Source organism: Mycobacterium sp. 852002-50816_SCH5313054-b (assembly GCF_001667185.1).
In the GTDB taxonomy this organism is placed as follows: Bacteria; Actinomycetota; Actinomycetes; order Mycobacteriales; family Mycobacteriaceae; genus Mycobacterium.
The window spans coordinates 1-10,683 of record NZ_LZIC01000061.1 but is presented as its reverse complement, the minus strand read 5'-3'; the positions used below and the strand labels follow the sequence as shown (position 1 = coordinate 10,683).

The 10,683-nt window shown below is 68.9% G+C and carries 5 protein-coding genes and 2 pseudogenes; 2 read left to right on the top strand and 5 right to left on the bottom strand.

Features of this window, described 5'->3' with window-relative positions:
- Nucleotides 1–1,268, top strand: a pseudogene (locus tag A5787_RS28490) (PE family protein); the annotation flags it as partial.
- Between the two features lie 10 nt (nucleotides 1,269–1,278).
- Here the strand turns inward: A5787_RS28490 and A5787_RS12940 are convergent.
- Nucleotides 1,279–2,286 carry a PHP domain-containing protein gene (locus tag A5787_RS12940; protein ID WP_066967044.1) on the bottom strand — a complete coding sequence of 336 codons (1,008 nt, stop codon included), beginning with the start codon at nucleotides 2,284–2,286 and terminating at the stop codon, nucleotides 1,279–1,281.
- A 22-nt stretch (nucleotides 2,287–2,308) separates the two neighbouring features.
- On the bottom strand, nucleotides 2,309–2,740 hold the full coding sequence (locus tag A5787_RS12935; RefSeq protein WP_066967042.1) for a hypothetical protein: 432 nt from the start codon (nucleotides 2,738–2,740) through the stop codon (nucleotides 2,309–2,311).
- Between the two features lie 50 nt (nucleotides 2,741–2,790).
- On the opposite strand from A5787_RS12935, the gene A5787_RS12930 reads away from it, so the two are divergent.
- Nucleotides 2,791–3,642, top strand: a complete 852-nt coding sequence (locus A5787_RS12930) for an LLM class F420-dependent oxidoreductase (RefSeq protein ID WP_066967040.1) — start codon at nucleotides 2,791–2,793, stop codon at nucleotides 3,640–3,642.
- Nucleotides 3,643–3,973: 331 nt separating this feature from the next.
- On the opposite strand, the gene A5787_RS12925 is transcribed toward A5787_RS12930, so the two are convergent.
- The 3 genes and pseudogenes from A5787_RS12925 to A5787_RS28140 all read right to left on the bottom strand — a co-directional run.
- Entirely contained in the window at nucleotides 3,974–5,440 is a 1,467-nt protein-coding gene (locus A5787_RS12925) for a glutamate synthase subunit beta (protein WP_066967038.1), read from the bottom strand.
- Nucleotides 5,433–10,010 (bottom strand): glutamate synthase large subunit, encoded by a 4,578-nt coding sequence (gene gltB, locus A5787_RS12920; RefSeq protein ID WP_066967036.1) that lies wholly within the window; start codon nucleotides 10,008–10,010, stop codon nucleotides 5,433–5,435. Before gltB ends, A5787_RS12925 begins: the two co-directional genes overlap by 8 nt.
- Before the next feature lie 436 nt (nucleotides 10,011–10,446).
- Nucleotides 10,447–10,683, bottom strand: a pseudogene (locus A5787_RS28140) (hypothetical protein); the annotation flags it as partial.

The window sequence follows — 10,683 nt, the reverse complement described above, 5'->3', positions numbered from 1 at the left end:
GCGATGACGGGGGCACCGGTGGAAACGGCGGGGGTGGCGTGGTCGGCGGCGCAGGCGGGGCCGGCGGGGCCGGCGGCGTCAATGGGTTCCTCGGCGGCGGTCCCGCCGGGGCCGGCGGCGCCGGTGGAAACGGCGGGCCCGGCGTGCTCGCGGGCGGAGGGCAAGGCGGAGCCGGCGGGGCCGGCGGGGCCAATCGGCACATGTTGTCCCTGTGCGGCGCGAACCATGCCCTGCTGGGCGGAGCCGGCGGGGCAGGCGGTCTGGGCGGCAACGGCGGCCAGGGCGGCCAGGGCGGAACGGGCGGAGACGGCTCCGGTAACGCTGGCGGACAGGGGGGTGTCGGCGGTATTGGCGGTGACGCCGGTGCCGGTGGGGCCGGCGGGGCGGCTGGAATGTTCTTCGGGCCCGCCGGCGGTGGTGGACTTGGTGGCACCGGCGGGCAGGGCGGTCAGGGCGGCACCGGCGGCCTCGCCGACGGCGCCCTTGCCCACGCGTACGGCGGGCAGGGCGGCCTCGGCGGCCAGGGCGGCACCGGCGGGGCCGGCGGCAACTCCAGCGGCGGAATCAACGGCACCGCCGGCGGCGGGGGTCAGGGCGGCAACGGCGGCACCGGAGGTAACGGCCAGACCGACTCAGCGAGCAGTAACGAAATCTTCGCCGGCGGCGGGGGTGGCGGTGGTGCCGGCGGCACGGGCGGCCATGTCGGCAGCGGTGGTAGCGGCGGCAGCAGCGGCACCGGGGGCACCGGCGGGACCGGCGGCGACGGCGGCAGCGCCTCGACAACAAATGGAGCTGCCGTCCAGGCGTTGGGGATCGGCGGCGACGGTGGCAGCGGCGGCGCCGGTGCCGCCGGTGCCGGGTCAGGCGGCGCCGGCGGTGGCGGCGGCGGGGGCGCGACCGCACAACAAACCGCAGCCGCCAGCGGAGGCGGAGGCGGCGGCGGAGGGGCCGCCACCGCCAGTGGTACCGGCGGCGCCGGAGGCGCAGCAAACTTCGCGGCCAACACCACCTTCTTCGCTGCCGGAGGTGCCGCGGGGACCGGCGGCACCGGCACCGGCGGCGGCGGAGGCGGCGGCGCCGTCGTCAACTTCAGCTCCTTCCCCGGCAACGCCGGCACAGGCGGTGCCGGCGGGGGCGCGGGCGGCCAGGGCGCAAATGGTGGTTCGTTCAGCACCAACGGAGGCAACGCGGGCACCGTCGGGGTCGGCGGCTCCGGCGGGCTCGGCTTGGGTGCCGTCGGCAGCGACGGGGGCACCGGGCAGGCCTGACCTCAACCGGCTAGCTTGCGGCCGTCCACTCCAGCAGCCTCTCGGCGGGCCAGGTGTTGACGATCCGGTCGGTCGGCACGCCGGCGTCCAGCGCGCGCTGGGCGCCGTAACCGAGGAAGTCCAGCTGCCCGGGCGCGTGGGCATCGGTGTCGATGCTGAACACGCAGCCGATCTCCAGCGCGAGCTTGAGCAGCCGGGTCGGCGGGTCGCGGCGCTCGGGACGGGAGTTGATCTCCACCGCCGTCCCGTGGTCGCGGCACGCGGTGAACACCGCCTCGGCGTCGAACTTCGATTCCGGCCGGATGCCTCGGCCGCCCGCGACCAGCCGGCCGGTGCAGTGGCCCAGCACGTCGGCGTGGGGGTTGGAGACGGCGCGCAGCATGCGCCGCGTCATCGCGGGCGCGTCCATGGACAGCTTGGAGTGCACGCTGGCCACGACGATGTCGAGGCGCTCGAGCAGTTCGGGTTCCTGGTCCAGGCTGCCGTCTTCGAGGATGTCGACCTCGATCCCGGTCAGGATGCGCATCGGCGCGAACTCGTCGCGCAACCGGTCGATGACGTCGAGCTGCGCGCGCAGCCGCTCCGGCGACAACCCGTTGGCGATGGTCAGCCGCGGCGAGTGATCGGTCAGCGCGCAGTATTCGTGACCCAGCGCCGACGCGGTGGCCATCATCTCGTCGATCGGCGCCGACCCGTCCGACCAGTTCGAGTGCAGGTGCAGGTCCCCGCGCAGCGCGGCGCGAAGGTCGCCGCCGCCGAGATCCTCGACGGCAGCACGCAATTCGATCAGCAGGTCGGGTTCGCGGCCGGACCAGGCCTGGTCGATGACCTTCGCGGTCTTGGGCCCGATGCCCGGCAGCGTCTGCCAGCTGTTGGCCTGACCGTGGCGCTCGCGCGCCGCGTCGTCGAGGCCCTCGATGATGTCGGCGGCATTGCGATAGGCCATCACACGCCGGGGGTCCTGGCGGCTCCGGTCCTTGTAGTAGGCGATCTGCCGTAAGGCAGCTACCGGGTCCATGGCTCCAGTGTGCCCGGCCGGATCACCAGAGCTGGCCGGCGATGAAGCCGGCGAGCAGGACGGCGAAGCCGCCGATCTCGCCGACGATCAGCAGCACCATCGCGACTTCCAGGCTGCGGCCTGGGTTTTCGAACTGGTTGACGGTGTCGCGCCGCACCCCATGGCTGATGTAGCCCAGGATCGCGGTGACGAAAAAGAAGACGACGACGCCCGCCGCGGTCAGGTTGATCCACGTGGGCCAGGCGCTGAGTTCGACGAAGACCGCCAGCAGCAGGGTCGCGAACGAGTAGAGCAACGCCGCGCGGTGTGCGATGTCGACGTACGGGTGCGCGCGGTGGTCGTCGGCGGTCACGATCTGGCGGTATTTCCAGACGCCGAGGACGAGGGCGAGCAGGAAGATCAGCCCGGCCGCCAGCAGGGTGATCTTGGTGTCGAGGCCAAGGGTGTATGTCATCGCGTGCCGAGTTTAGTTTCCCTTAAGAAAACCCGACTACCGTCGGGTTAATGCGATTCGCGTTCAAAACCTCACCCCAAAACACCACCTGGGCCGACATGCTCGCCGTCTGGCAGGCCGCCGACGGCATCGAGGTCTTCGAGTCCGGGTGGACCTTCGACCACTTCTATCCGATCTTCTCCGACAGCGCCGGTCCCTGCCTCGAGGGCTGGACGACCCTGACGGCACTGGCCCAGGCCACCGAGCGGCTGCGACTGGGCACCCTCGTCACCGGCATTCACTACCGCCACCCCGCGGTGCTCGCGAATATGGCTGCGGCGCTGGACATCATCTCGAACGGTCGCCTCGAACTCGGGATCGGTGCCGGCTGGAACGAGGAGGAGTCGGGCGCCTACGGCATCGAGCTGGGCTCCATCAGGGAGCGCTTCGACCGATTCGAGGAAGCCTGCCAGGTGCTGATCAGTCTGCTGAGCGAGGAGACCACCGACTTCGCCGGCGAGTACTACCAACTCAAGGGCGCCCGCAACGAGCCCAAGGGCGTGCAGCGCCCGCACCCGCCGATCTGCATCGGCGGCAGCGGCGAGAAGCGCACGTTGCCGATCACCGCGCGCTACGCCCAGCACTGGAACTTCGCCGGCGGTCCGCCCGAATTGTTCGCGCAGAAGCGCGACGTCCTGGCCGCGCGGTGCGCGGACATTGGGCGGGACCCCAAAGAGATCACGATGTCGGCCCACCTTCGACTGGAGCCGGACCTCAACTACGCAAAGGTCATCGAGGACGCGGCGGCGCTGGGCGCCGAAGGACTAGACCTCGGCATCGTCTACCTTCCCCCGCCGCATGACGCCGCTGTGCTGGAGCCATTGGCCGAGGCGATCCGGGAGTCGGGGTTGTGGGACGCCTAATCCCGAGCAAACCCGGGCAGCGCGGGTGGAGTCGGGGCTACACCCCGAACAGCATCAGCTCTTCGGCGGTGATCAGTCGTTCGTGTTTAGCGGGAAACTCGCGGCTCTTGACCGGGTGACGAAACCACGACCAGGCGATTCGCCCCATCCGCGACCGAGGTAACGGGTTGACATGCACAGTGACCACTCCTGCGATCGGTCCGTTCTGGCGGGACTCCCCCGTGACTACTCTGTGACAGAGCCCACAACAAACCATTAGACAACAACCGTCTGGCAAACGTGGGCAGAAACGCCGAATTGAATTCTTCTGTTTCTGGTGTGACTGATGTGACTACGTAAGGGGGGCCGCCGTCGGCTTGATGGGCGCCGGCAGCGCCGTCGAACCCATCAAAAAACGGTCCACGCCGGCCGCCGCGGCCCGGCCCTCAGCTATCGCCCAAACGATCAGTGACTGGCCACGGCCCATGTCACCGGCAACGAAGACACCGGGAACCGAGGTGTCGAAGTCGGCGCCGCGCGCGACGTTGCCGCGTTCGGTGAGCTTCACGTCGAGCTCGGTGAGCAGGCCCGGCTTCTCGGGGCCGACGAATCCCATCGCCAGCAACACCAAATCGGCCTCGAGTTCGAAGTCGGAGCCCTCGACTTTGACGAACTTGCCGTCCTGCATGGCCACCTCGTGGGCCTTCAGGCCGGTCACGTGCCCGTCCTTGCCGACGAACTCCTCGGTGTTCACCGAGAACACCCGCTCGCCGCCCTCTTCGTGCGCCGAGGACACCCGGTACATCAGCGGGTAGGTCGGCCACGGCGTGGATTCGGCGCGCGTGTCCGGTGGGCGCGGCATGATCTCGAACTGGTGCACCGCGATCGCACCCTGCCGGTGCACGGTGCCCAGGCAGTCGGCCCCGGTGTCACCGCCGCCGATGATGATGACGCTCTTGCCCTTGGCGGTGATCGGCGGTTCGCCGTCCTCCCCTAGGACGTCATCGCCTTCCTGGACCCGGTTGCCCCACGGCAGGAACTCCATCGCCTGGTGGACCCCGTCCAAGTCGCGGCCGGGGATCGGCAGGTCGCGCCACGCGGTGGCCCCGCCCGCCAGCACCACCGCGTCGAAGTCGGCGCGCAGCTGTTCGGCGGTGATGTCGACCCCGACGTTGACGTTCGCCCGAAACTCGGTGCCCTCGGCGCGCATCTGCTCCAGCCGCCGGTCCAGGACGCGCTTTTCCATCTTGAATTCCGGGATGCCGTAGCGCAGCAGCCCGCCGATGCGGTCGTCGCGCTCGAAGACGGTGACGCTGTGGCCGGCGCGGGTCAGTTGCTGGGCGGCGGCCAGACCGGCGGGCCCCGAACCGACCACGGCGACCGTCTTGCCGGTCTGCTTGTCCGGCGGCAGCGGCACCACAAAGCCTTCCTCGAAGGCCCGGTCGATGATCTCCAGCTCGATCTGCTTGATCGTCACCGGATCCTGGTTGATGCCCAGCACGCACGCCGGCTCGCACGGCGCCGGGCACAGCCGCCCGGTGAAGTCCGGGAAGTTGTTGGTGGCGTGCAGCCGTTCGATCGCGTCGCGCCACCGGCCCCGGCGCACCAGGTCGTTCCATTCCGGGATCAGGTTGCCCAGTGGACACCCGTTGTGGCAAAACGGAATACCGCAGTCCATGCAGCGGGTGGCCTGCTCGCGCAGGGTCTCCTCCTCGAAGTCCTCGTAGACTTCGTTCCAGTCGCGCAGTCGCAACGGGACAGGCCGGCGCTTCGGCAATTCCCGATGCGTGTATTTCAGGAAGCCGCTCGGATCAGCCATGCGCGGCCGCCATGATCGCCTTGTCCACGTCGACGCCGTCCCGCTCCGCCTCGGCGATCGCCTGCAGCACCTTCTTGTAGTCCCGCGGCATCACCTTGACGAAGTGGCGGCACTGACGGGGCCAGTCGGCCAGGATGCGCTGGCCGACAGCGGAATCGGTGGCATCGACGTGGGCCTGGATGATCGACCGCAGGAACTCCGCGTCGTCCTCGTCGGGCGTCTCGAGCTCAACCATTTCGGCGTTGAGGTTGTTCGGCAGTTCGCCGTCCGGGTCGTACACGTAGGCCGTGCCCCCGGACATGCCCGCCGCGAAGTTGCGCCCGGTGCGGCCCAGGACGACGACCTTGCCGCCCGTCATGTATTCGCACCCGTGATCGCCGACGCCCTCGACGACGGAGTGGGCGCCGGAGTTGCGTACCGCGAACCGCTCACCAACCACGCCGCGCAAGTAGACCTCCCCGCTGGTGGCGCCGAACAGGATCACGTTTCCGCCGATGATGTTGTCCTCGGCCACGTAGTCGGCCGGCACGTTGTCCGACGGGCGCACCACGATCCGGCCCCCCGACAGCCCCTTGCCGACGTAGTCGTTGGCGTCACCGTAGACGCGCAAGGTGATTCCCCGGGGCACGAACGCGCCGAAGCTGTTGCCGGCGGACCCGTCGAAGGTGATGTCGATGGTGCCGTCCGGCAAGCCCTGGCCGCCATAGGCTTTCGTGAGCTCGTGACCGAGCATGGTGCCCACCGTGCGGTTGACGTTGCTGATCGTGGTGGAGAACCGGACCGGCTTGCCGGAGTCCAGCGCCTCGCGGCTCATCACGATCAACTGCTGATCGAGCGCCTTGTCCAGGCCATGATCCTGGCGCGAGCTGCAGTACAGGTCCTGGTTCATGAACGCCGACTCCGGCTCGTGCAGCACCGGTGCGAGGTCCAGCTTGTGGGCCTTCCAGTGCGCCCGCGCCAGCGTCGTGTCCAGCGATCCGACCTGACCCACGGCCTCGTTGAAGGTCCGGAAGCCCAACTGCGCCATGTACTCCCGGACCTCTTCGGCGATGAACATGAAGAAGTTCTCGACGAACTCGGGCTTGCCGGTGAACCGCTCGCGCAGCACGGGGTTCTGGGTGGCGACGCCGACGGGGCAGGTGTCCAGGTGGCACACCCGCATCATGATGCAGCCGGCCACCACCAGTGGGGCGGTAGCGAAGCCGAACTCCTCGGCGCCGAGCAGCGCGGCGATCATCACGTCGCGTCCGGTCTTGAGCTGCCCGTCGACCTGGACCACGATCCGATCGCGCAATCCGTTGAGCAGCAAGGTCTGCTGCGTCTCGGCCAGGCCGAGCTCCCAGGGCGCGCCCGCGTGCTTCTGCGATGTCAACGGGGTGGCCCCGGTGCCGCCGTCGTGCCCCGAGATCAGCACCACGTCGGCGTGCGCCTTGGATACCCCGGCCGCCACCGTGCCCACCCCGTTTTCGGACACCAGCTTGACGTGCACACGCGCCGCCGGGTTGGCGTTCTTCAGGTCGTGGATCAGCTGTGCCAGGTCCTCGATGGAGTAGATGTCGTGGTGCGGCGGCGGCGATATCAACCCGACGCCGGGCGTGGAGTGCCGGACTTCGGCGACCCACGGGTACACCTTGTGGCCCGGAAGCTGGCCGCCCTCACCGGGTTTGGCGCCCTGGGCCATCTTGATCTGGATGTCCGTGCAGTTGGTCAGGTAGTGCGACGTGACCCCGAAGCGGGCGGAGGCGACCTGCTTGATGGCGCTGCGGCGCCAGTCCCCGTTGGGGTCGCGGTCGAATCGCTTGACGTCTTCGCCGCCCTCGCCGCTGTTGGACCGACCTCCGAGGCGGTTCATCGCGATGGCCAGCGTCTCGTGCGCCTCGGCGGAGATCGAGCCGTAGCTCATCGCTCCCGTGGAGAAGCGCTTGACGATCTCGCTGGCGGGCTCGACCTCCTCCAGCGGAACCGGGGACCGCACGTCGCCGCGGAACTTGAGCAGCCCGCGCAGCGATGCCATGCGCTCGCTCTGGTCGTCGACGAGACGGCTGTATTCCTTGAAGATCTTGTACTGCCCGGTTCGGGTCGCATGCTGCAGCCTGAATACGGTCTCCGGGTTGAACAGGTGGTACTCGCCCTCGCGGCGCCACTGGTACTCGCCGCCCACCTCGAGTTCGCGGTGGGCGCGCTCGTCGGGCCGGTCGAGGTATGCCAGCTTGTGGCGGGTGGCGACGTCGGCGGCGATGTCTTCCAGGGTGATCCCCGAGGTGGGACAACTCAGCCCGGTGAAGTACTCGTTGAGCACGTCCTCGGAGATGCCGACCGCCTGGAACAATTGCGCGCCGGTGTAGGAGGCCAGCGTCGAAATGCCCATCTTGGACATGACTTTCAGCACGCCCTTGCCGGCGGCCTTGACGTAGTTGTTGAGGGCCTTGTTGCGATCCATCCCGTTGAAGTCGCCGCGGTCGAGCATGTCCTCGATCGACTCGAACGCCAGGTACGGGTTGATGGCCGCGGCGCCGAAGCCGATCAGCGCCGCCATGTGGTGCACCTCGCGGGCGTCGCCGGTTTCGGCCACCAGACCGACGTGGGTGCGGGTCCGCTCGCGCACCAGGTGGTGGTGCACCGCCGACACGGCGAGCAGCGACGGGATCGGGGCCAGCCGCTCGTCGGACTCGCGGTCGGACAGGATGATGACCCGGGCGCCGTCGGCGATCGCCGCCGACGCCTGCGCGCGCACCTCCTCGAGCGCCGCGGCCAGCCCGGAGCCGCCCTCGGCGACCGGGTACAGGCAGCGAATCACCTTGGACCGCATGCCGTGCGGACGTCCGTTGATCTCGTCGTCGGGGTCGAGATTGATCAGCTTGGCCAGCTCGAAGTTCCGCAGGATCGGCTGTTGCACCACGATCTGGTGACAAGACTCCTCGTCCGGGTTGAGCAGGTCGCGCTCGCCGCCGGTGGTGCCCTGCAGGCTGGTGACCACCTCCTCGCGGATGGCGTCCAGCGGCGGGTTGGTCACCTGGGCGAACAGCTGCTGGAAGTAGTCGTAGAGCATCCGCGGACGCTGAGACAGCACGGCCACCGGGGTGTCGGTGCCCATCGAGCCGAGCGGCTCGGCGCCGGAGCGCACCATCGGCGCCACCAACAGGTTGAGCTCCTCGTAGGTGTAGCCGAAAGTCAACTGCCGCTTGACGAGTCGCTCGTGGGGCATCCGGGCGTACTCGCCCGCCGGCAGGCCCTCGAGGGGAACCAGGCCCTTGTCCAGCCACTCCTGATAGGGGTGCGCCGCGGCCAGCTCCGCCTTGATCTCCTCGTCGGCGACGATGCGGCCCTGGGCGGTGTCCACCAGGAACATCCGGCCGGGCTGCAGCCGCATCCGGCGCACCACCCTGGCCGGGTCCAGGTCGAGCACGCCGGCCTCGGAAGCCATCACCACCAGGCCGTCGTCGGTGACCCAGATCCGCGAGGGGCGCAAGCCATTTCGGTCCAGCACGGCGCCGATGATGGTGCCGTCGGTGAACGTCATCGACGCCGGGCCGTCCCACGGCTCCATCAACGAGGCGTGGTACTGATAGAACGCCCGCCGCGCGGGGTCCATCGACTCGTGGCGTTCCCACGCCTCGGGGATCATCATCAACACCGCGTGGGCCAGGCTGCGCCCGCCCAGGTGGAGCAGTTCGAGCGCCTCGTCGAAGCGTGCGGTGTCGGAGGCGCCGGGGGTGCAGATCGGGAACAGCTTCTCGACGTCATCGCCGAAGAGGTCGGTCCTGATCAGCGCCTCGCGCGCCCGCATCCAGTTCTCGTTGCCGGTGACGGTGTTGATCTCGCCGTTGTGCGCGATGCGCCGGAAGGGATGCGCCAGCGGCCACGACGGGAAGGTGTTCGTGGAGAAGCGGGAGTGCACGATGCCCAGCGCGCTGGTCAGCCGATCGTCTTGCAGGTCAAGGTAAAACGCCTTGAGCTGCGGGGTGGTCAGCATGCCCTTGTAAATGAAGGTTTGGCCGGAAAGGCTTGGGAAGTAGACGGTTTCGCGACCGGGCCCGTCCTGGCCCGGGCCCTTGGTTCCCAGCTCGTGCTCGGCGCGCTTCCGGACCACGTAGGCGCGACGCTCCAGCGCCATCCCCGAGGCACCCGTCATGAACACCTGCCGGAAGGTGGGCATCGCGTCGCGCGACAGCGCACCCAGCGACGAGTCGTCGGTCGGCACGTTGCGCCAGCCGATCACCTGCAGGCCCTCGGACTCGGCGATCTTTTCCACCGAGGCACACGCGGCGGCGGCGTCCTTCGACGATTGCGGCAAGAAGGCGATACCGGTGGCGTAGCTGCCCGGAGGCGGCAGCTCGAAATCCACGACCTCGCGCAGGAACGCGTCCGGGACCTGAATCAGGATGCCCGCCCCGTCACCGCTGCGCGGCTCGGCGCCCTGGGCGCCGCGGTGTTCGAGGTTGAGCAGCGCCGTGATCGCCTTGTCGACGATGTCCCGGCTGCGACGGCCGTGCATATCGACGACCATGGCTACCCCGCACGAATCGTGCTCGAACGCGGGGTTATATAACCCGACGCGCTTGGGCGTCATATGCACCTGACCCTTCAACCAGAACGTTCTTCGCTGCCGTTACGAGCGGCTCCGACGGGGCCGCACCCGGAGGTTGCGGGCTAAGACCCCTTCGGCCTTGTCGATCAGCCGTGCCCCAGGTGGAGACGACCCGTCAGGGATTCGTCCGTGCAGCGCTGAACGGTGGCCTGGAACTTGTTTCGACAAGTCGTAAAACGATATGACAATACCCGCCTGACATGCCAACTTCGCCAAGTCTAACCGCCAGCGGGCAGCGGCGTAAATTCGCTGCAGCGGGCGGTCGGCAACGTCGCCGACATGGGTGTTTTCTGTTGATATTTTCCCGACCCGAGCCTCGATTCTACCCAACCGCTGGACGGATCTGCCAATTTCGCAAGTTTGCTGTGATCGCGCACACGCGGCGCGGGCTTCGCAGGGGCCTCGCCCACGGGCGTGCTCAGCGGACGGCGGGACGCGTTGCGGCGTTGCCGTCGCGGGCCCCGGCGAAGTTTGCACGCGGCCGGGTGACCGATACTGGGTTGAGACCGGTCCATCCGAGGAGCCCATGAACGAGCGCGACGAATTCCTGCGGGACCGTCTGCAGCCCGACGCCCCCGGTGCGCCCGCGACGGCAACGCCGCAACGCGTCCCGCCGTCCGCTGAGCACGCCCGTGGGCGAGGCCCCTGCGAAGCC

Bases quoted from the DNA above. Each gene is read 5' to 3' on its own strand.
- A5787_RS12940 (WP_066967044.1), bottom strand. From the start codon at position 2,286: ATGGACCCGGTAGCTGCCTTACGGCAGATCGCCTACTACAAGGACCGG.
- A5787_RS12935 (WP_066967042.1), bottom strand. From the start codon at position 2,740: ATGACATACACCCTTGGCCTCGACACCAAGATCACCCTGCTGGCGGCC.
- A5787_RS12930 (WP_066967040.1), top strand. From the start codon at position 2,791: ATGCGATTCGCGTTCAAAACCTCACCCCAAAACACCACCTGGGCCGAC.
- A5787_RS12925 (WP_066967038.1), bottom strand. From the start codon at position 5,440: ATGGCTGATCCGAGCGGCTTCCTGAAATACACGCATCGGGAATTGCCG.
- gltB (WP_066967036.1), bottom strand. From the start codon at position 10,010: ATGACGCCCAAGCGCGTCGGGTTATATAACCCCGCGTTCGAGCACGAT.